The organism is Vibrio sp. 10N.286.48.F5 (assembly GCF_041469785.1).
GTDB lineage: Bacteria > Pseudomonadota > Gammaproteobacteria > Enterobacterales > Vibrionaceae > Vibrio > Vibrio crassostreae_C.
In genome coordinates this window covers 151419-172612 of the sequence record NZ_JBFRLG010000013.1, presented here as the reverse complement: position 1 = coordinate 172612, position 21194 = coordinate 151419, and the positions used below count along the sequence as shown (strand labels likewise).

Below are 21194 nucleotides of genomic sequence, written 5' to 3'. Positions count from 1 at the left end.
AGACCGTTTAATTAATATTAAACTACTAAATCTTTCACCCGTTTTACTTAAATAGATGATAACCAGCAGTAATGACATAATAAAATAGCTAATTGAAGATGCTATCGCAGCTCCATTAGCTCCATATTCAGGAATTAAAATTAAGTTTAAAAGAACATTAACCACGACAGCGAATAACATGGCTATAATCGATGGTATTGGATTACCTTTACCTGCAAAATATGCGTTAAGCGTTTTAAAAAATGATGCTAGAGCTAATCCAGGAGAAAGTAACACTAACACCTTAACTAAGCCTTGATAGTCTTCACCAAATATTAAATCATTAAAAAGTTCAAAAAAAACAATACTACACAATACAATAACTAACGTAATCCAAAAAACAATTCTTGTCGTCGTTGAGACTGTTTTTACTAACTCATTACTATTTTTTTCGTTTGCACTTCTAGACATAATAACAACAAGCGCAGCAGCTGGAAGTTGCCAAACTATCTCAGCAACTTGTACTGTTACAGAGTAAACACCCAGTTCAGCCAAACTACTTAGTTTTGACATAAATAATATATCAATCTTATAATTTGCTTGGATTAAAAATAGGGCTAAAGCAAAAAGAAGACCTTTTTTTAACATTAAAAAAATAATATTGAAAGACACATCTTTTTTTGAAAAATTAGCTCTTCCCTTAAGTACTAACTCACAATATATTATGGAAACGACCAAACCCATAACTAATGAAGCAATAGCAAGACTAGGAGAAATATCATCAATAAAAAGTAAATATAGCAAGATAATCATAAAAATAAATTTATTTATCCAAGTAGAATGATTAAATTTATCAATTACTTCTAGCCCTAGAAAAATACCCCTATAGGAATTGTAAACCACTGTCAACGGAACAATTAAACTTGCAAAAAAAACACCAACTATTGGTACATCGCCTCCTAAAGATAAGTACATAACAACACAACAAAATACATATCCCAATATACCAGTCATGTAAGTATAGGCTTTTAAAGAGCATATTATTTCATTTATCCTGTACTTTTCAGAACCAATAAAATAAACGGCGGATTGCCTAACGCCTCCTTCAACTATTGAGACTAAAAGATTTGGTATCACTAATAATGCGGCATAAACTCCCCTATCAGTGGTGCCTAAACCTCTAGCTAATACAAGAACAGAAACTACAGCCATAAGTATAGATATAATATTAGTGCTAAATACTGATATTATTTTTTTTGCAACACTATTACTCATATCTATCTCTAATTTTTTTTGCTGCCATGTGTAATGGCTCCAAGGTTCCGTCCTTATTCACAAACAATCCTTCAGATTCGAGTTCAAATCCATATTTTTTTCTAACTTTTTCATTTATAACTTTAACTAAATATAGAATATGTAATGCTTGAGCGTTTCCTATATTAATTATAAAATTTGCATGAGTATTGGATATTTCAGCTCCCCCGATTCGAGCCCCTTTTAAACCAGTTGATTCAATTATAGCACCTGGAGGACCTGCTAGTTCATAGTTCTTTGGGTCGCTAATAAATACAGAACCACAGCTAGGTTCTTTTCTTGGGAATTTGTTCCTTCTATCTCTAAGTATAGTCAAACACTCTCTTCGAATTTTATCAATTTCTGTAGGTTTTAAATGAATCTTAATAGATATTATTAATTCACTTTCTAAATTTTGATATATACTTTTCCGGTAAGAAAAATTAGCATCTTTAACACTTCGTACTATGGTTTCTCCTTGCGAAGTTATAGAAGTGATACTTATTATATTTTCAGATATCGTGCGTCGTTTACTCCCCCCATTCATATATACCAAACCACCAATGGTAGCGGGTATACCGACAATATGCTCCAGTCCGCTTAATCCAGAACTTTGTAAGATTCTTGCCACCTTGGGGCAATAAGAAGCAGCTCCTACCTCGGCAATGTCGTCAGATATACTAACGTAATCATAATTGGAACCTAAACGAATCATTCCAACATCTATCAATCCATTATCGAATAATAGATTTGTCGTATTCCCAATATGTAGGTGTTTCACTCTACTATTTGATATAAATTCACGAGCATATTTATACTCTTCAAGTGAATTCACTTCGAATATATGCGTTGCTTTTCCACCAACCTTCCAATTTGAAAATTCATGTAAATCAACATCTCTAATACACTTCATCAAAGTCATCCAATAACCTACCTCTAAGTAAAGGTAGGTTTTATTTTATATTTCTGAAACTGAAGCTCCAAGACTTATTAGTTTCTCTAGAATATTATCGTAACCACGCTTTATTTGCCAAGAGTCACTGATAATTGTTTTACCCTCAGCAACGAGACCTAACATTAGTAATGCTATTCCAGCTCTTAAATCAGAAGCTTTTACTTCACTTCCAACAATCTTATTAGACCCTAAAATTTCAAGAGAATCACCACTTACCTTACAGTTTACGCCCATTTTATTCATATCAGAGGAGTATGCATATCTTCCTGGAAATCTAAGGTCAATAATATGACTTTTCCCGTTACACGATGAAGCAAATGCAGCGAATAATGGTTGCATATCAGAGTTTATTCCTGGATACGGACCTGTACTAATCTCGACAGGGTAACAATGTCCTTTGGCAATAATAGCATTACTGCCACATCGATATAGGTTTACCCCACTCTCTCTTAGATGGATTAAAGGAATCTCAAGATCTTCGAAAGGGAAATTCTCAATTTTTATTTCACTTTTAGTCATTGTAGCCAATATAGCCCAAGTTAATGCTTCCATATTATCTGGCATAACACTATGTCGAACAGAAGATAATGACTGAACACCACATATTTCTATTCTTTCTTGACCATATGCTTTGATATTTGCTCCTGATTTATTTAAAAAACTTATTAAGTCAATAATCTCAGGACGAATATGTGGATTATATATTCTTGTAGTTCCGCTAGCTAAACAACCAGCAAGAATCGCATTTTCTGTAGCTCCAGTGGAGCGCATTCGAAGATGTATATCACAACCTGTCAGTCGTTCTTTTGATTCTGCGATTAAGTATTCACCATCTTCAGTTATTCTAGCACCAAGAGATTCAAGTACATGAACATGAATATCATATTTACGCTCCCCTAATTTGCAACCACCAGGTAATGGCACACGTCCGTACCCATACTTTGCAACTGAAGCCCCTAGAATCAAAAGAGTATTACGAATTGAGCGCTCATGCCATTCAAGGTTAGTGCTAATACTATCAACCTGAGAAATAACGACACTATCATCATTAACCTCAACATTTTTCCCCAAATACCGTAGCATATCCTCATGAATCTGAACATCTAACAAACTGCTTGGATAATTGGTCAACTCAACATTTTCATCAAATAGAATAGATGCGGCAAGTAAACGTAAAACACTATTTTTTGCACCACTAACTTTTACTGTCCCAGTCAATTGACTTTTTTCTATCAAAAATTTCTTTTCATACATATTTTAAATACTCACTAAATTTAATTGTGCTTATAAATATTAAAGAGGCTATAAATAACAAGGCTAAAAGAACCTTGTTCTACAGAGTTGTATACTTTATTATTACGGAGAAGGTTTACTTCTAAACAGACTAATTATAAAGTCGGTTTAAATTAAAATACTTTATATCTTACGACCAAGTTTTAACTATTTTATTTAAAAAATACATATCACTTAGACTAACGCCTACCCGTTAATTAGTTTTCTTTTAAATTTTTCATTTATTTTATAGTAAACCTTTGTCATTAGCTTCACTGAAGATTATGTAATACTTGATTTTTATTATTTTGCAAATTTTTTGCCATGTTTCCTACGCCATTCCAAGTTATTTTCACAAATATCTTCCAAACCTAAACGTCAGTAGTAACTGAAATATGGGTAAAACTTATCCAAGATATGGAAAAGGTATCAGTCTTATAAATCCTAGGTAGCACTTTTACCTTGCAACCCATTTGGGTACGCTACCGCCCTTAGGTTTGGCTCCTAAAGGCAATAGTCACAATTCGTTCGCTTTATGCGGTTTTCATACGGTTTTAAATATGCGGGGCATTCTAGCAAAGTAAGTGCATATTAACCAGTTTGAAATTGACTCTGGCATGACAAACAACTCACCACGCATTCAACCAGCGAGAGCATTGTACGTCTTGCAGGAACTGGGTTCCTATGAAGTAGCGGTTTTCTTGTGCTGCGTCGCAGTAGCGCTTTTCTATATCAATGAAAATATTGCCGTTGCGGTATAGCGACACGAAGCTTGGGTTGTTGTTTACCGCCAATAACGCTTTAATCTCGGTGCGTGTTAGCCCTTGTGGGTAGTGGTTAACCAGCAGTTTCAAGAACTCGCCAATGCGTCCTTCTACTCGCGCTATCTCTTTTTCTAAAATGGTGACTTTTTCTTCCGTTGTCAGTTTTTTTAGGCTGATATCGTCCATTTGCCCTCTCCCTAATTCTACTTTTGTTTCTTGACGTTTTTTGTCTGTATTCGCGCTTGGTCTGCCCTAGCCTTTGGTTTTCCTAAGCTTTTCGCTTCCTAAATCATTGGTTTTCAATAGCTTTTAGCTGTGTGAGCAAGCGCTTAGTCTGTGAAAAATCGAATGGTCACTTTTTAGAATCCGTGCAGGGCGATTTGGATTGAACTAGGGCCTTGATACGTGCTTCGAACGGATTGGTGGTGCTTTTGGCTTGGTAGTCCGCTAGGGCCTGAGAGACGGGCGTGGGTTGTTTGTGAACCATGGGCTTGGCTGCCGGTTGGGTTTTAGCTTCCTTGGTCGATGTAGAAGCAGAAGCCCTTGCTGGTTTAGCCGCTTTTGTTTGCTTAGCCGCTCTAGCCTGCTTAAAGACTGGCGATGAGTCTCGCTTCGCTTTGGCTTGGGCGCTTCTTCTTAGCCAGCCATTCACAAAGTGACCAATGTGCTCAAAGGGTTTGCGCTTATCGGGGTTGATGTACAGCCAGGCTTGCATGGCATGCAGTTCTTGCAGCACATCTAACTTTGGGTAGGTTCGCTCTAAGATTTTGTAGAACTCATGATAAATCGGCGCGCTGCCCTCTTTGGTGAGCAGGTGAATCACGACTTCATTCTGTTGGCTTATTGGAGTAGTGGTGGCTTGAGGTGTCGATACCTCATGTTGTTCAGAACCGCTTTGGGGATCAAGAACATCGGTGTCATCCAAGAGGCCGTTTTTCAAGCTCAACTCTGTTTTATGTTCTTTATGAAAGATTATGTGTGCCAGATGATCACTCTCCGTGTTGGGTCTTGAGTCACCCAGGGGAGTGTCTGAATGGTCGGTTTTCTTCGCATGTTCTGTCTTCTGTGGATATTCCGACGAAGCTGACGGTAAACCTGTTTGTTCTACATTCGTGTTCTCTTGATTCGCTTGGTCTAGATCGATCTGCTGAATGTGGCTGTCGCTGGGAAGGCGCAGCTGATATATGTTGCTGCGCTGGCGCCCTGAATCATCAAAGCGCTTTATCCGCTTCACAAAACCTTGTTTTTCGAGCTCGTTAACGTGTCGTTTAACGGTTCTTACCGACACTTCGCAATATTGCGCCAAGTAATTGAGGGAAGGAAAACACACGCCGCGCGCGTCTGCGTTATCGGCTAATTTCAATAGCACTAACTTGCTTATTGGCGAGCCAGTTTTTAATGGGATGAAAGAAAGAATTAGAGAAACACACATGGTTAACGCTCCTTGTTAATTAGTCATTCGTATAGAAATCCATTGATATACAGAGCATTAACAACACTTTTTGGCGCTTTAGGGGCGAAAGGCCCATGAGATAAGTTGTAAGAAAAGATGTTTGGTTAATCGCCTCGGATAGATATGCAACATCAACCTTATTAAGCAATGGCTTTTCGAAGCACCTCTCATTTTTCTGTATTCCTCTGTTTTCGTGTTATTCCCGCCAACCCCAATCAAGAATGTTGAAGTACATTGCCCTCCCCATGCAGCAATAAGGTGCTTAATGAAGGCGATAGTTTCTCTTTTTATTTCAGCGTATCAACCCGGAATGGCGAGCATCGAGTGCCGTGCTAACTCCCTCACTCAATCACGTCAGCCGTTATTTTTTAGTGATAGTGATGGGTTTGGCCAAGTACTGAGCTATGAAGTTAACTGTTATAAAGAAAGCCATTTAGAAGGTTGTTATTTTAATGAGGATGAATGCGGTGACACCCCCAGCTATGACGATATTTGTTGGATGATCAGCCGATCGCGGCGTAAGCAGCCTCTGGGTTATTACGTGATGTATTTACGTTATGTCAGCCACCACCCCGGCTATGAAAAAACCGTAGCCACCAGTCTGCGACAACACATCGCATTGCACCCTGATTTAAAAGAATCGCTATCAACGTCTTTAATCGTCTATTTACAACAACACGAGGATTTATTTTGTCAAACACTCCACCAGCAACTGATCGAGTTCCAAATCAGCCGTTAGAAGCGTCTGTTTTACAAGAGCGGGCTGACACCAAAGAACGAATTGATTCGGAAGAGCAGGCTAGCAAGATGGAGCTTATCCCTTCGTTAGAGCCTTGTTTACCTTCAGCATCCTATTCATTCAGCCTGGTTTCGGTTTTACTCCGCTTACCTCATTGCCCGCCATATTCCTTTATTACTGTGCATTGCAGCGCCACGCCGCCACAGCAAGATGTAGGCGTAGCCGAGATTCGCCAATGGCATAAAAAGAGAGGCTGGCGCGATGTGGGGTATCACTTTGTTATTCGTCGCAATGGGGATGTCCAATTGGGCAGGCCGCTGTCGCAAACTGGCGCGCATGTGAAAGGACACAACAAGGGCAATATTGGGGTTTGTTTGGTTGGCGGTTGTAATGCCGAGCTGCAACCAGAAGATAACTTCACACTTGCGCAGCGCAAGGCACTGTTTGGTTTGATGGCTGCACTGCAAGAGCAGTTCTTGATTTCAGATGAGAATGTTAAGGGGCATAAAGATTGGGGCGTGAATAAGGCGTGTCCTGTTTTGAAGATAAAAGCTTAAGAGCAGATGCGGGATTCGAAAAGTGAGGAAAATAAAGTGAGAGTGGTGCTTTTAGCTCCTCCCCTTTATCACGACTGTTACTTGGCAAAAAATATCCTATACAAGGGGAGGCTGGGAGGGGTTGGTTAGGCATCGCTAGCAACCCCCTCTAACTCCCCCTTCTATTAACACCATCACTCACAATAGTCCGGTGTTCAAGGGGGAGGACCAAAAGCTAAGTCTTCGAATAATTTGAAGAGCAGTTGCGGGATTCGAGTAAGCGAGATGCGAAGAGACTAATAGCGGATTCCAGATACTTCGTTCCTCGCCTCTAAAGCAACAGAATGGCGGAATGACGGAGTCGTGAGATTATTCACTTAATAAAAGTAGTCGTCATTCCCTACAGTGAGGGACGAACGTGATAGGGAATCTAATTCAACGGATAAATGGCGGAGCAGAGGGCTCGCTAAGGTTGTCGAACCATAAGGTTATACAGTCAAAGGTTATACATGCGGTCAAAGCCAATCAATAAACCAAGGAGCAGTATGACATTGTTCGGAAGAATATTCGGGAGCCAGTCTTCGATTAGCAAGGGGTTAGATGCACTCACCAACACAGGAGATGCGATGTTTTTTACTGATGAAGAAAAAGCGAAGCACAAGCTGGCACTGCTTAAAGCGTATGAACCTTTTAAGTTGGTACAGCGCTACATTGTGTTGTTGTTCACCATTCCTTATGTGGCACTGCATGTGATGGTTATTTTAGGCTGCATGCACGGCTACGATTGGAAACCATTAGGGGAAATGACCAATGAAGCGTTTGGTTATCCGGTGCTAGCGGCGATTGGATTGTATTTAACGGGAGGCGTGGTGAAGAAGTAGAAGAGCAGATTCGAGTGACGGGTAAACGGGATGCGAAGAGCTTAAAAAGCAGATGCGAGTGACGGGTATCGAGATGCGAGGAGATTAAGAGCGGATTCGAGTGGCGGGTAGACGGGATGCGAGGAGATTAAGAGCAGATTCGAGCAGCGGAGCGGGTAAACGAGTAACAAGAGATGAAGAACGGATTCGAGTGGCGCTTTTCGTATCTCGCCACTCGCATCCCGTTACTGTCTTTAGCTCTTCGTTTACCCGGTTACTCGCATCTCGTTACTGCTCTTTAACTTTATTTCTTGTCGCTCGAATAAGCGTAGTTGTAATAACCGTAGCCGTACGAGCTTGATGCTTTCTTCTCGATGGCATTGAAGATAACACCTTTCACTTCGATGCCCGATTGTTCGAAGCGGTTGCGAGCCACTTCTATCTCTTTAATGGTGTTTTGACCGTAACGCGCCACCATTAATGTGGTGCCAGCGAAGGCGCCGACAATGCTTGGGTCGGTTACCGCAAGTACGGGCGGGGTATCAACAATCACCAAATCATACTCTTTCGATGCCCATTCCATTAGTTCTGCAAAGCGTGGGTGCATCAGCAGCTCTGATGGGTTCGGTGGCACTTGGCCACGAGTAATAATATCTAGGTTCTCTACCGGTGTGGTTTTCACTGATTGAGCGAACTCTTGCTTGCCGCTCAGCACATCAGAAAGACCATTGTCCCAGTTCACACCAAAGCTTTGTTGTAGGTAACCTTTACGCATATCGGCATCAATCAACAATACCTTTTGGCCTGTTTTTGCGGCTACTGCGGCAAAGTTAGTCGAGATGAATGATTTACCAATGCCCGGCGCAGGGCCAGAAATCATCAAGATGTTGTTTTTCGCTTCGAGCATTGCAAAGTGTAAGCTGGTACGAAGGCCACGCAGTGCTTCAACCGAAAGATCGGCAGGGTTCGATTCGGCAAGTAGTGCTTGGGTACCCTTGGTTTGCTGTTTCTTCGATTTAAATCGGTTGGTTAGCTCAATCTGTAAATCTGATTTTGGTACCGCTGCGTAAACCGGAAGGCCGATTTGTTCAATTTGGTCTGGGCTTTCAACACCACGGTGGAACGCTGCTTTTACTAACACAAACGCGACACTTAGCATGCCACCCAATAGCGTTGCTAACACAACAATCAGCGGCTTCTTAGGTTTAACGGCGCGAGCATAAGCTTGAGCGTCATCTAAGATACGAACGTTACCGACCGTACCGGCCTTGATAATGCTCAGCTCTTGAACCTTGTTTAATAGCTGGATGTAGATTTGTTGGTTTACTTCAACATCACGTGTCATACGCAGTACTTCACGTTGTGTTTTTGGCAACTTTTGTACTTGCTTGTTTAGACGGTCTTTCTCGCCTAGTAGTGTCTTACGTTTATCAAGCAGGGCTTTGTATGCTGGGTGATCTTTAGTAAAGCGTTGGCTGATTTCACTCTCTTTGAATGTTAGTTCATTCAATTGCGCTTCAAGCTCTACCATTACTTTCAAGGTTGATTGTGCTTCTAAACCCAAATCGATCGATTCGTTCTTTTGGCGGTAATTATTTAGTACGTCTTCATAACCAGTTAGCTCAGATTTAATGCCCGGAAGGTGGCTTTCTAAGAACTGTAGGCTCTTCTCTGCTTCTGCTGAATTACGCTTCACGTTTTGTAAGAAGTAGATCTGGCTAATATGATTAAGGATTTCAGAGATCTGTTGCTTGTTTTCACCTTCAAAGCTTAGCTTCAAAATACCGGTTTGCTTACCTTGCTCAGACAAAGACAAAGAAGCTTTCAACCATTCGATCGCTTCTAGTCGGCTACGTTGACTAATAGAGAATTCAAAATCGTTATGTGATTCAAAACCTGCCACAAACAAGCTGTAGTCGTCTGCTGTTGCTAGCTCACCCACTTTGCCTTTTAGGATAACGCGCTCATCGTCGCGAACTAATTGGTAAGTGCCCTGCTCGGCATCTAGGATCTGGATCGTGTGCCCGTAGTCGCTCGCATAGCTTGGCATGTTGAAACGGCTAACCGCAATGTGGTTGATGTCGCCAGTTAAGCGTGCAAAGCCTTTGCCGACGATTGGCGCATAGTTAGGTGAGGTCACAGTCGTTAAGTTAAACTTATCAACCGTTTCACCCAAGATCATACGCGATTTGATGATCTCGACTTCGGTTGTAGCTGAAGATTCTTGAGAGAACAATTCACCCATATCACCAACCATAGAAGAGATGCCACCAGAGCTTTTCTCTTCAATTTGGATCAGGGCATCCGCTTTGTATATCGGCGTCGAAAGCAAAGCAAACGCAATACCAAACACAGCAAAAACGAATGTGGTGAGCATGATTAGCCATTTAGCATCTAATAAGATGCCAAGCAGTTTTCCTAAATCTATCTCATCAGAGTTATCTGTATGCGATTGCTGAGAGGGTTGTGTTGTCATTTGTTTGCTACTTCCTAAAGTATTGCTATTTAAGAGACTATATACGCTCCGCGTACTTCTCTTTTATATTATTCCGTTGGTGGCTTTGCCATGCCTACATTTAGAGCATGACATTTAAAAAGCTGTCTATTTAAAACCTACTGCATCTAAAATCTATTGCATTTAAACCTACAGTTTTTTTGCCCAAGCTTGCGCCGCTTCGTCAATCAGCTTATAAGCGTGTTCAAACGCCTCACGACTTTGACGATAAGGGTCAGGAATGTCTTTTTGGCCAATCCACTGACCAAACAGCATAGTTTTACCACGTGCCTCTGGCGATATTTGAGTAAGCGCTTCTAAATGGCCCTTCTCCATCACCAAAATCAAGTCATACTGAGCACAAAGCTGTGGCGTAACTTGCTGAGACTGATGGTTTTCAACATCAACCCCATTTTCAGCGGCGATTAAAATGGCAGTGTCGTCTGCAGGCTTGCCAATTAAACGGCTTTTCTCAGCAGCGATACCGGCAGAGGCCACTTCTTTGTTGGGCAGCAAGTTTTGTAAAACTCGCTCTCCAGTCGGGGAACGACAAATGTTGCCCACGCATACGACCAAAATTTTATTAAACATAATTCACTTATAGCGTTAGTTTTTCGTAAACCGAATGCATTTTTAGACTGTACGTGCTTACAAACAAGATTTACTTCTAGATCTAAAAAATCAGGCCACACGTGAAGTGCGACCTGATTACTGTTCTATCTTAGCCTAAGGCCAATTACGAACACGTAGCGCACCTTCGGTTAAATTATTAAATCCGCTAATGGTTGGAAGCAACTGCCCCACTACACGGTTCCAACGGCTGATTGGCGCGGCGGTAACATAAACAATGTCATAAGGTTTTAAATCAAACTCGGTGCCAATCACCAATGCTGACGCATCTTCAATATTGAGTTGGTAGATATCTGCCATACGTTCGGATTTATCATCAGAAGTTCGAATCACAAATACGCCGGTTGCATCCGCTGTCAGTTCATTTATTCCACCGACATTACTGAGCGCTTCCGTCAAGCTCATTCCTACGCGATCAATCTTTAATAACTTGGGCTCTTTCACTTCACCCATCACGAACACTTTCTGCTTATCATTACGCGGTACGTGAACAATGTCACCAGCTTGCAATAAGCGGTTTTGAGTTAGGTCACCACGTTGCATTAAGCCATAAAGCGAAAGGTTTTCTTCCACGCCATTGCGGGTTAATGAAACATTTCGCCAATCAGCATCTTCAGACAAACCGCCAGAACGGTTCACGGCATCCAGTAACGTTAAAGGGATATTAGTGATTGGCTGCTGGCCAGGTTTAGATACTTCACCGGTAATGTAGGTTTTCTTAGATCGGAAAGCCGCTACGTTTACATCAACTTGAGGGCTTTCGATGTATTTCGCCAAACGTTCCGCTATATCAGAACGAATTTCACGAACCGTTTTTCCTGCAACTTCTACTGTACCAATGTATGGGTAGAAAATAGTGCCGTCAGCATGAACCCAGTTACCCGCTTCAGTACTACTACGGTAAGAGCCCGCAGGAATGGTCAGTTCAGGGTGATCCCAGATCGTAATATTTAAGATATCGCCCACACCGACTTTGTATTCATACTTTGCGATGTCTACGTCGAGTTCAGGGTTGGCTTGTGACACCGACAATGTACCCGTTTGGTAAGTCGATACTGATTGAGCTGTCAGTGGGTAAAGGTTAACCACATCAGAGATATCAGATTCTTGCTGTTCCTCTGAAGGCTGAATCACATTCTTGTTGCCAGTAGAAAGGTGAGTTCCTGGAGTAGTACACCCTGCAAGCAATGCAGGAAGGAGCGCTAAAAGGAGACGATTTTTATTAATCTTCATGTTAACCAAGTCATAGAAACGGAATGTGTCGTGATATCCCAAAGGACACCCAAAGAAGTTAGAACAAACAATTTTATCAGCTACGCAGTATTTAATAGAGTTAAGGAGGGCTATTACTGTGATATCGCTCCCACTTAATATCAAAGATAGGAACGCTACCGCCCTTTGATATTCCGCGACATCACACTGCGTAGTTAATCTGCCTCTATCTATCTGGAATTGAGATAGAGGTTTTTTGTCATAAACCGAGCCAAAGATCGGACTTTCACCCGGTTATTTTATTGCGTATGCATTATCCACAATTTGTGTTTATTATCAACCTAGTTGAATGGTTAAAGAGCAGATACGGGATGCGAGTGAACGAGTGGCGAAGAGCTAAAGAGCAGATGAGAGTAGCGAGATACGAGTAAACGAAGAGCCTAAAGCCGTGTCGGGATGCTTTTAGCTCCTCCCCTTTATCACAACTGTTGCTTGGCAGAAAATACCAACATAAGGGGAGGCTGGGAGGGGTTGGTAACACATAGATTAATATCCCCCTCTAACTCCCCCTTTGATGAACATCACCGATCAAAAACGAACGGCGTTCAAGGGGGAGAACCAAAAGCTAGACCCAATGAATATCACGATATCTTAAGCTATTCGTTATTCGATTATTCGAGACTGCTCTTTCCCCGCTCTTCGCATCCCGCTTACTCGTCACCCGTATCTGCTTTCGATCTACTTAACGCTACTCGGTCTTTGGAACCAAGGTGAGCGAGCATCGGTTTGATCGAACAAGTTGTATTGCTTATTCAACACTTGTCCGCCGTCACGCGTGATCGGTAACCAGGTAAAGCCTGCGCGGCTTGAGCTTGGTTTCACGGTAACAAGATCAAACGGAATTGATACATAGAAGCCTTTGGTATAGCTGCCTTCACCGTACTCTTCAGTTGTCATGTCGGTTAAGCTGACAAACGCACCAGCAATCACGCCGCTCTTGAACTGCTTAGAGAAGTCGACACGAGTCCCGACATCACCCGCAAGAAATTTACCCACACCCACTTTAAGCAAGGTATCGCTCAAGAAATCCCATTGTGGGGTGTAGTAACCAGTAATAAAGCCCGTCGTGCCTTTGTCGATCACTTTGTACGTTCGGCTGCTGTCGTCTGGGTTAACTTGGATCTCTTCATCAAACGTGCCGAACCAGCTTTCTGGATCGCGTTGGCTTATTGCTGTCATGTCTGCGCCAATCGCCCAGTTTTGGTTGAATGGACGATACAGGATTTCGCCACCCACACCCGCGAACATGCTCTCTAGGTAACCGCCGTAAGCTTGGGTGTAGATACCGCTGCCATAGTCTTCAAACCACGTCAGTTGTAAACGGTCTAAACGAACCGGATCATCAACATAAGAGCGGAACAAGGTTCTTACCCTTGGCGTTTGGTCAGTGCCGTCTGATGGGACGGTATAGTTAAACTTGTCGTAGTTATCGACTAAGTTAACGTACAAAGAGCCCGACAGTTCAACATTGTTTAACGCCCAGAACGAAGCGTTGGTGTATAAACCCAAACTGTATAAATAGAAGTTTTCAGCCGAACCGAACGATTGAGCTAGGTTTGGTGAAATCGACACATCGAATCGCTCACGCCCATCATGATAAATAACGGATTTCTTACGCTCTAACTCGTGAGTATCGGTTGCATCACTGGTTTGAGCATTGAGATAACTGTTATTAGCCGCCGCTTTGAACGCTTGTGCATCTACCGTTGTCTCAGTGAGTTCCATCGATTTATCATTTTCGATGATTTTATAAGTATCGATGTAACTCGGCACCGCGTTGGCAATCACGGTCGCACCACGCTCAAGGGCGATATCTCTGTCTCGGTATTTAACCTGAGTACCCTTGACCACAATGCTGTTATCGTCGACCAAGATTTGCGCTTGTTCATAGCCCGCGACCGTTTCAAGTTCTTCTGCAAGGGCCGCCATATCAATATCGTCAACCGTATCTACACCACTTGGGCGCAATTCTGCTGTTTCGGTATCTCGCCACACGGAATACATTTCATTGAAATTGGTAGATAGGTCGAAACCAAGGGTTAAAGTATCGCCTCGCTCATAGCTCACTTTCGCTGAGCCCCAATCCGTAAAACGGTAGACCGCGCCCACGTTCCATGGCGTGTGTTGTGTCATGTCGACACCACCACGTACTACAGGGAAGTCTTGAGAGTAATCGTTGCCATCGTATTCAAGCTTTAAGGTTAACGGCTTATAAGGGGTTTGGTATTCAAAGCCGCCATAAATTGCAGCATCGCCTTTAAACCAGCGTTCAAAGTCAACACTGCCGCCATTGCCTTTAAAATCAGACGGGCGTTCACAATACTTGTCACTGGCTTTGCACAGTGGGTTAGTGAAATTGCCACTGGTGCCCATGTATCCCCAAGCCATGCCCAAAGTGAAATCAACGGGGCCAAAACGCTTGGTTGCCGCGACAAATTCGCCATCAAACAAGCCAGTACCACCGAAGTCACGCACGCCTACTGACACTTCTGGTAAGTAGTACCCTTCTTCGATTAAACGCAGTTTAAAGTCGATGCCTTTATCTGTGTATTTAGTACAGCCACTGAATGAGTTTTGAGAGCAATCTTGATTGCCACCACCGCTATAAAAGAGATCTTGTACTTGTGTATAACGAATGGTGGTTTCAAGCCAAGGCATCACCTGCAGGCTGACGTTATAAAAGTAGTATTCGTTATTAAACGAGGCGCTAAAGTTGAACTCACCTTCTGGTGCCATTCGGCCTGTTGGCATTTGCATTAAGCCAACACCACCAAAGTTCATTTGCGACGTTCTGTATTCTGTGTCGTCGAATGGGGATTTTTCTGCTCGAATTGAAGAGGAATCAATGATTGTTTCTGCTCTAGTCGACATGCTATTGGTCATTAATAAAGCACAGGTAACCGATGCACACACTGCCGATAGAGGGAATGATTTCTGTTTCAGCATTACAGGCCAACCTTATGACGTAGCAAATCGACAATATCTTGGTTCAACGTTGAGTATTCCGATGGCAAAGAGTAGAACGCCATAAATACGATGGCACCTGGTGCTAAGTAAACCGGCTGTTCGTTCCAGTATGCGTATTGAATGGTTTGTACCTCGCCATCTGGCTGGACAACATAAGCCACGCTTTTATCTGCAGATTCACCAATAAAGCCATTCGGCAATGCATCGAGATAATCATTCAACGTTCCATGCTCAATCAGATTCATTGTTACCGACTCTTTCATTGCACCCATCAACTGAATAGATGTTGGTCGTTGTGGTAAGTACAGAGAAAAGGCTTGAGTTTGACTGTCTGACGGCTTGTTAGTATGAGAACTTGAAACAAGCAGTGGGTTCTTATCTGATTGAGAGATAACGGCATTACGGTCTAACTCAATAAAAACTCGATTGAGATATTGGAAAGAAGCTAATTGTTGCTTTACTAATTTTGCTTCTGGTTCTTCTACCGAGAAAGCGTCAAGTTGGTTAAATACATTGCGCTTTTTGGCTTCGATAGCTTGGTTAGCTTCTTTAAATCCAGTAACTGCAGTCGCTTCAGTATTGGTTATATCAAACAGTTGAGCCGAAAGGGGGAAGTAACCAATACCGCTGTTATCGTTCACGTTAGAGCTAGCATTCGCGTCGTCTAATACCTGAAGTAGTCGAACATTAGCTTTATACTCAAGCGTCACACCTTGAAGAGGAAGCTCGATTGTTGTTTTAATCGACGAAGAGCGTTCAGGCGTAACAAGATCAGAAGCCGAAGAAGCGGAGCTCAAAGCAAATAAAGCGCTGATCATTAACAGAGCTCTCATCGTTAACATAGTTCTCACCAATGGCAACCGACGCCCCGTCATTTTTGATGTATGACTAATATAATTCATCATTTTAGTTCATTACCCTGTTCGTTAATTGCTTTGATAATGCTTAAGGACGGTTAACTCAAGCCTTGTCATATCAGGGCCTAAATACTGTATGGTTTTTACCACTTTGCCTTCGCTGTCGACCCAATATTCGTTGGTGATGTCTTGTTCTAATATTGGGAATTGAATTTTTTCTTGGAATTTCTTGGTATCGATAGACGCTAACGGAGTTTCAACCGTGTCATTTCCCACATACGTTCGGGTGATGTTCGCTTTGTAGCCAAATCGATAGTTGGGTTGCCAGTCGTAAACCGCTTGCCACTTTTGGGCACCGGGGTTAGCTGACACATCAAACGCATAAGCAGAGTCTGGCGACGAGCTGTTTGCAGAAGAGAATGCATTCAACGGCTGGAATGCCAAACCAGAGAGGTTTTCGTAAGGAAGCAATAGCGTTTGTACGACACGTCCATTTTCAGTGACGATCATCGCTTTGTCAGAAGACATCCACTTTAACTGCTCTGCGCCCGTTTGCGGGTTTTCACCGACGTACGCTAAGACCATGAAGATCTTACCTTGGTCATTCACTTCTGCATAAATGCTGGAATAAGGTAACGTTTGAATGTATTCCTTGGATAGCTCAACATCGGAGCTTCCAAAAAAGGCTTCATCAAAAGTAGAGTTAACGTCTTGAAACTGCTGAGAACAACCAGCAAGAAAAAGACCAAGAGATATGATTAGAGGTTTAAGCATGACGAGTTCTGCTTCCTAGCAATCTGGTTGCTGATGTCCAATATGGAAAATTAATCAATTAGATATAAAAAAACCACTTTATGCTTTCACATAAAATGGTTTTAAACGCCTACTCAAAAATTATCGAGTCGTTGTTGTCGTTGTTGCACCGCTTTCGTTAGAAGCAACCGCTACTGCTGCTGCTGCCGCTACTGCTGCTGTCGCTACTGCTACTGTTGTAGCCGTACCAGTTGCAGCTGCAGATGCACCAGCGCCTGCTGCTGTACCAGTACCTGAACCAGTACCCGCCGCAGCTGTTTCTTCAGCTGCAAATGCAGCACCTGAGAAGCTAACTGCTAATGCAGCTGCTAGAGCCATCTTTTTCATAATGATTTCCATTAATATAAACGTTTATATGTAGAAGATGATTTTCACACCCTCAAACAGTTGCTCAGCTTAAACAACTGATTGATCATGATAGATAATAACCACAATCAAGTAAATGGATAAATCATAAGCAATACCTTATAAAGCAATATTTAGGAAATAGCGTCACATAAAAATGGCCTTAGAGACTGTGGAGGTCAACAAAGCTATGTTTGTATAACGCAGAAGCCAGTACCTATGATCATAAGAGAGCGTAAACCATATCTAACTAAACCCTGTCGCCCGAACCTTTACCTAGTACGGTTTGAATTATGTATTGGAAGTATAGTTTAGTATCTAACGTGTTAATCATGCGTTGATCCCACTCGGCTAGTTTCTTAGGCGTAGACATATCAATGTCGTTAATCTGCGCCAAACCAGTAACACCAGGCCTAACAGCAAGGACACCTCTTGATTCTCTCTCATCGATGAGTTCCTGTTGGTTAAACAGACATGGTCTTGGACCAACTAAACTCATTTCACCTTTAAGTACGTTGTATAACTGAGGCAGTTCATCAAGCTTGGTTTTACGCAGGAATCCACCGAGCTTAGTCACTGAACTCGCTCCAACTAAATGGGTCGCAACAGATTTGGTTTCGACAGGCATGGTTCTGAATTTGACCAAGGTAAATGGTTTTTTGTTGCGCCCTACTCGGGTTTGAAAAAAGACAGGCGACCCCGTGTCAAAGTAACCAAGGATACAAATAATGAGAAATGCTGGCCAAAGGAACAGCAAACCAAAGAAAGCAAAAATAAAATCGAACAAACGAATCAAAATATGTGTCCTATCAAATTCGGATTGAAAACGTGGGGCACTATAAGCACCACTAATCAATAAAGGATACCTGAAAAATTTATGGACAAGAAAGCCATAAACTACCTAAAACGCATCAATGCGACTTCAAGTAAGCTTCTACGGTTCTTTTGATCCCTTGTTCAAAACTTACAGGGGGGTTCCATCCCAATATCTCTTTCGTCAAACCTATATCCACTTGGAGGTTGCCGCATATTCTTTGCGCTATGTGCTGTCTATTTAAAACTGACGATCCAGCTTGTATCCAAGACATTGGGATTGGAATTAATCGCGGTGATTTCCCCATAGCATGAGCGATGGTTTGCATCAATTGAGTTGTCGATACATCCTGATCATCAGAAGCTAAGAAGGTATAGCCCGGAGCTGAAGGGTGCTCGCAACAAGTTAGTATCAAATCGGACAAATTATCCAAATAAACCAAGCTTCTCTGGTTCTTTATAGCACCAAACGGTAACGGAATGCCTTTATCAATCAAACGCATCATAGATAAGAAATTTGCTTTGACGCCAGGCCCATAAACTAATGGAGGCCTAATGATAACCACTTCTAGCCCTGTCTCTTTTGAAAGCTTAGCCAACTCAACTTCAGCTTCATACTTGCTCAAACCATAAGGGTCTTGCGGAGTATTCTTTAAATTCGGTTCAAAGGGTAAATTTGGCTCACTGAATTCACCGTTAACTTTAATAGAGCTGACAAATACAAACCTTTTAACGCCCGCTTCAGCGGCTTGCTTCGCTAGGTTCAAAGTGCCAAGGGTGTTGATATCTCGATAGGCAGTTAAAGCACCTTGCTCACTCTCATTCATTTGATGCACTCGAGCAGCACAATGAACAACACAATCCACACCTTCGAATGCACCAGACCAATCGGTACTCGAATCAATAGAAGAAACAGCAAAGCTATTAACGGCCAAGTTATTAACAAACTGGCTATTAACAAACAAGCTATTAGGCTGTATTTGTGCCGCTTTTCGCACTACAGGCACAACTTCCCACTGACACTCTTGTGCTAAATTCGCAACGCGAGAGCCGACAAAGCCCGTACTACCAGTGACTAATAATTTCATAATACAAAAAAGCTCTACATATTGAATAAAAAACAAGCAGCATCAACAGCAAAACTACTGAGCAACACAGAACCATCAATTACGACTAGCTTACCGCACTTAAGAGCATTAAAATATCGCAGATATTAAATTACTCAGCTACAGCTTGTAAGCCTGATTGAGAACAGTTACCAAGGAATATAATGATTAAGCCGATACGCCTTATCCTCAATACTAAACGAAAAAATAAGCGTTTGATCAGTATTGGCTACGACATATTCGCGATAGCAATGTCAATCTATTTAGCTATTGCTTTAAGGTTAGGCACGTACACTTTTGAGCTAGGATTAGACGAGTGGGTAACTTTACTCCTGACCATTTCAGTTACGGTATTCACCTTTGCCAAACTTGGAATGTACCGCGCTGTACTACGCTACATGATGTTTCCTGCCGTCGGTAACATCTTCCTTGCTGTATTTATCTCATCTCTAACCTTAGTTATGAGCGGATTCTTTTTTCATACTTTTATCCCAAGAAGCGTTCCATTTATTTACGCTGGGTTAGCGATTCTGACCTTAGGTGGGCCAAGGATAATGATCCGCTCTGTCTATGATCAGATGATCAAACGCAAAAAACCCAATGTATTTATCTACGGGGCCGGGGCTACAGGTCGCGAACTTGCATATGCTCTAATACACGGTGATGAATATAACCCGGTTATATTATTAGATGACGACCCGAGCAAAAGGGGCAATATCTTATTTGGGCTAAAAGTCCATCACCCAAGCGAATTTGAGCATCTTCAATCTCTTTATCAGCCAGTAAAGCTATTACTAGCAATTAATAATATTAATAAAGGTAAACGATTAAGACTGGTAGAAAAATTATCTGAGTGGCCTATTGCGATTCAGTCTGTCCCATCGGTAGAGGACATAGCTGCAGGTAAAGCGACTGCGACAGAGATCAAAGATCTCGACGTAGCTGATCTATTGGGTAGAGCGCCTATCACACCTGACAGTGAATTGCTGGCAAAGAATATTCATAACAAGTGTGTCATGGTAACCGGTGCCGGTGGTTCCATTGGTTCAGAGTTATGTCGTCAAATCTTGGCGCAGCAACCTAAAACATTAGTTCTATTCGAACTCAATGAGTACAACCTATACAAAATTGAACAAGAACTACTTTCTACAAAGAAAAACTTAAAGAGCCAAACTCAGATCATTGCCGCTCTAGGTTCAGTCCAAAGACAGAACCGTCTTGAAAAACTCATTAATACATATGAAATTGAGACCCTGTATCATGCTGCCGCATACAAGCATGTCCCCCTAGTCGAGGATAATGTTGTTGAAGGGATTCGTAATAATGTTTTTGGGACACTATCCTGCGCACAAGCCGCTATAAAGTGCGGTGTGAAAAACTTCACGCTAATTTCAACTGACAAAGCCGTAAGACCAACGAATGTAATGGGTGCAAGTAAACGGATGGCTGAACTCGTTCTTCAAGCGCTTGCAGATAAAGGGACAGATACTGTCTTTACCATGGTCAGGTTTGGCAATGTGTTAGGCTCTTCCGGGTCGGTAGTGCCACTTTTTAAGAAGCAAATCAAAGCTGGCGGCCCTGTTACTGTGACGCACCCTGATATCATCCGCTACTTCATGTTAATCCCAGAAGCCGCACAACTTGTCATCCAAGCCGGAGCTATGAGCAATAACGGTCAAGTTTTCGTACTAGACATGGGTGAACCAGTTAAAATCTTAGATCTTGCAAAACGCATGGTGCACCTTATGGGTATGAAGGAAAGCCTTGGATCAAACTCGGATGAAGGCGATATTGAAATCAAATTTACAGGTTTAAGACCCGGTGAGAAGCTATATGAGGAGCTTCTGATTGGTGACAATGTTGAAGGTACTAGCCACGAAAAAATCATGACGGCAATGGAGAGTAAGCTCAGCTGGCCAGAGATGCAGATTCTCTTAAACGAACTAGACGAGTGCTGTCATGATTTTAATGTAGACTGTATAAGAAGAATACTGTTAGAAGCTCCAACAGGTTATATCTCGACAAAAAAATAACTCCCTAAGCAAA

General features: G+C 42.2%; 18 protein-coding genes. 4 read left to right on the top strand and 14 right to left on the bottom strand.

What is annotated here, in order from left to right:
- The 5 genes from AB4185_RS10235 to AB4185_RS10215 form a co-directional block, all read right to left on the bottom strand.
- On the bottom strand, positions 1-1254 hold a 1254-nt coding region (locus AB4185_RS10235; RefSeq protein ID WP_372135417.1), incomplete at its 3' end, for a polysaccharide biosynthesis C-terminal domain-containing protein.
- Positions 1247-2194, bottom strand: a complete 948-nt coding sequence (gene murB / locus AB4185_RS10230; protein ID WP_372135416.1) for a UDP-N-acetylmuramate dehydrogenase — start codon at positions 2192-2194, stop codon at positions 1247-1249. The genes murB and AB4185_RS10235, both read right to left, overlap by 8 nt.
- A gap of 36 nt (positions 2195-2230) precedes the next feature.
- The gene (locus AB4185_RS10225; protein WP_372135415.1) at positions 2231-3481 is read right to left on the bottom strand and encodes a UDP-N-acetylglucosamine 1-carboxyvinyltransferase; all 1251 of its coding nucleotides are present in this window, start codon (positions 3479-3481) and stop codon (positions 2231-2233) included.
- A 647-nt stretch (positions 3482-4128) separates the two neighbouring features.
- Positions 4129-4449: a hypothetical protein gene (locus tag AB4185_RS10220; RefSeq protein ID WP_372135414.1), complete on the bottom strand. Its 321-nt coding sequence runs from the start codon at positions 4447-4449 to the stop codon at positions 4129-4131.
- 166 nt (positions 4450-4615) lie between these two features.
- Positions 4616-5695, bottom strand: a complete 1080-nt coding sequence (locus tag AB4185_RS10215; protein WP_372135413.1) for a helix-turn-helix domain-containing protein — start codon at positions 5693-5695, stop codon at positions 4616-4618.
- Positions 5696-5981: 286 nt separating this feature from the next.
- On the opposite strand from AB4185_RS10215, the gene AB4185_RS10210 reads away from it, so the two are divergent.
- The 3 genes from AB4185_RS10210 (at position 5982) to AB4185_RS10200 (ending at position 7872) form a co-directional block, all read left to right on the top strand.
- Positions 5982-6455 carry a hypothetical protein gene (locus tag AB4185_RS10210; RefSeq protein ID WP_372135412.1) on the top strand — a complete coding sequence of 158 codons (474 nt, stop codon included), beginning with the start codon at positions 5982-5984 and terminating at the stop codon, positions 6453-6455.
- Entirely contained in the window at positions 6407-7012 is a 606-nt protein-coding gene (locus AB4185_RS10205; protein WP_371981992.1) for an N-acetylmuramoyl-L-alanine amidase, read from the top strand. Before AB4185_RS10210 ends, AB4185_RS10205 begins: the two co-directional genes overlap by 49 nt.
- Before the next feature lie 524 nt (positions 7013-7536).
- On the top strand, positions 7537-7872 hold the full coding sequence (locus AB4185_RS10200; protein WP_004733275.1) for a hypothetical protein: 336 nt from the start codon (positions 7537-7539) through the stop codon (positions 7870-7872).
- A gap of 283 nt (positions 7873-8155) precedes the next feature.
- Here the strand turns inward: AB4185_RS10200 and AB4185_RS10195 are convergent, their stop codons facing one another.
- The 9 genes from AB4185_RS10195 to AB4185_RS10155 all read right to left on the bottom strand — a co-directional run bounded on the left by AB4185_RS10195 (position 8156) and on the right by AB4185_RS10155 (position 19130).
- A complete protein-coding gene (locus AB4185_RS10195; RefSeq protein WP_372135411.1) occupies positions 8156-10327 on the bottom strand; it encodes a polysaccharide biosynthesis tyrosine autokinase in 2172 nt (723 codons plus the stop codon).
- A 168-nt stretch (positions 10328-10495) separates the two neighbouring features.
- Positions 10496-10936, bottom strand: a complete 441-nt coding sequence (locus AB4185_RS10190) for a low molecular weight protein-tyrosine-phosphatase (protein ID WP_017069276.1) — start codon at positions 10934-10936, stop codon at positions 10496-10498.
- Between the two features lie 135 nt (positions 10937-11071).
- On the bottom strand, positions 11072-12208 hold the full coding sequence (locus tag AB4185_RS10185) for a polysaccharide export protein (protein ID WP_372135410.1): 1137 nt from the start codon (positions 12206-12208) through the stop codon (positions 11072-11074).
- Positions 12209-12925: 717 nt separating this feature from the next.
- Entirely contained in the window at positions 12926-15193 is a 2268-nt protein-coding gene (locus tag AB4185_RS10180; protein ID WP_372135409.1) for a YjbH domain-containing protein, read from the bottom strand.
- Complete coding sequence (locus AB4185_RS10175) at positions 15193-16119, bottom strand: capsule biosynthesis GfcC family protein (RefSeq protein WP_372135408.1); 927 nt, start codon at positions 16117-16119, stop codon at positions 15193-15195. Before AB4185_RS10175 ends, AB4185_RS10180 begins: the two co-directional genes overlap by 1 nt.
- 21 nt (positions 16120-16140) lie before the next feature.
- Positions 16141-16845 carry a YjbF family lipoprotein gene (locus tag AB4185_RS10170; protein ID WP_372090266.1) on the bottom strand — a complete coding sequence of 235 codons (705 nt, stop codon included), beginning with the start codon at positions 16843-16845 and terminating at the stop codon, positions 16141-16143.
- A gap of 120 nt (positions 16846-16965) precedes the next feature.
- Positions 16966-17211 carry a hypothetical protein gene (locus tag AB4185_RS10165; protein WP_017060480.1) on the bottom strand — a complete coding sequence of 82 codons (246 nt, stop codon included), beginning with the start codon at positions 17209-17211 and terminating at the stop codon, positions 16966-16968.
- 268 nt (positions 17212-17479) lie between these two features.
- Positions 17480-18028 carry a sugar transferase gene (locus AB4185_RS10160; protein WP_372135421.1) on the bottom strand — a complete coding sequence of 183 codons (549 nt, stop codon included), beginning with the start codon at positions 18026-18028 and terminating at the stop codon, positions 17480-17482.
- A gap of 112 nt (positions 18029-18140) precedes the next feature.
- Complete coding sequence (locus tag AB4185_RS10155; RefSeq protein ID WP_372135407.1) at positions 18141-19130, bottom strand: UDP-glucose 4-epimerase family protein; 990 nt, start codon at positions 19128-19130, stop codon at positions 18141-18143.
- Positions 19131-19312: 182 nt separating this feature from the next.
- Between AB4185_RS10155 and AB4185_RS10150 the strand changes: the two genes are divergently transcribed.
- Positions 19313-21181, top strand: a complete 1869-nt coding sequence (locus AB4185_RS10150; RefSeq protein ID WP_372135406.1) for a polysaccharide biosynthesis protein — start codon at positions 19313-19315, stop codon at positions 21179-21181.
- The last annotated feature ends 13 nt before the right edge of the window (positions 21182-21194 follow it).

What these genes read in the sequence shown, in the direction of transcription:
- murB (WP_372135416.1), bottom strand. Translation starts at nt 2,194, where the DNA reads ATGACTTTGATGAAGTGTATTAGAGATGTTGATTTACATGAATTTTCA.
- AB4185_RS10225 (WP_372135415.1), bottom strand. Translation starts at nt 3,481, where the DNA reads ATGTATGAAAAGAAATTTTTGATAGAAAAAAGTCAATTGACTGGGACA.
- AB4185_RS10220 (WP_372135414.1), bottom strand. Translation starts at nt 4,449, where the DNA reads ATGGACGATATCAGCCTAAAAAAACTGACAACGGAAGAAAAAGTCACC.
- AB4185_RS10215 (WP_372135413.1), bottom strand. Translation starts at nt 5,695, where the DNA reads ATGTGTGTTTCTCTAATTCTTTCTTTCATCCCATTAAAAACTGGCTCG.
- AB4185_RS10210 (WP_372135412.1), top strand. Translation starts at nt 5,982, where the DNA reads ATGAAGGCGATAGTTTCTCTTTTTATTTCAGCGTATCAACCCGGAATG.
- AB4185_RS10200 (WP_004733275.1), top strand. Translation starts at nt 7,537, where the DNA reads ATGACATTGTTCGGAAGAATATTCGGGAGCCAGTCTTCGATTAGCAAG.
- AB4185_RS10195 (WP_372135411.1), bottom strand. Translation starts at nt 10,327, where the DNA reads ATGACAACACAACCCTCTCAGCAATCGCATACAGATAACTCTGATGAG.
- AB4185_RS10190 (WP_017069276.1), bottom strand. Translation starts at nt 10,936, where the DNA reads ATGTTTAATAAAATTTTGGTCGTATGCGTGGGCAACATTTGTCGTTCC.
- AB4185_RS10185 (WP_372135410.1), bottom strand. Translation starts at nt 12,208, where the DNA reads ATGAAGATTAATAAAAATCGTCTCCTTTTAGCGCTCCTTCCTGCATTG.
- AB4185_RS10180 (WP_372135409.1), bottom strand. Translation starts at nt 15,193, where the DNA reads ATGCTGAAACAGAAATCATTCCCTCTATCGGCAGTGTGTGCATCGGTT.
- AB4185_RS10175 (WP_372135408.1), bottom strand. Translation starts at nt 16,119, where the DNA reads ATGATGAATTATATTAGTCATACATCAAAAATGACGGGGCGTCGGTTG.
- AB4185_RS10170 (WP_372090266.1), bottom strand. Translation starts at nt 16,845, where the DNA reads ATGCTTAAACCTCTAATCATATCTCTTGGTCTTTTTCTTGCTGGTTGT.
- AB4185_RS10165 (WP_017060480.1), bottom strand. Translation starts at nt 17,211, where the DNA reads ATGAAAAAGATGGCTCTAGCAGCTGCATTAGCAGTTAGCTTCTCAGGT.
- AB4185_RS10155 (WP_372135407.1), bottom strand. Translation starts at nt 19,130, where the DNA reads ATGAAATTATTAGTCACTGGTAGTACGGGCTTTGTCGGCTCTCGCGTT.
- AB4185_RS10150 (WP_372135406.1), top strand. Translation starts at nt 19,313, where the DNA reads ATGATTAAGCCGATACGCCTTATCCTCAATACTAAACGAAAAAATAAG.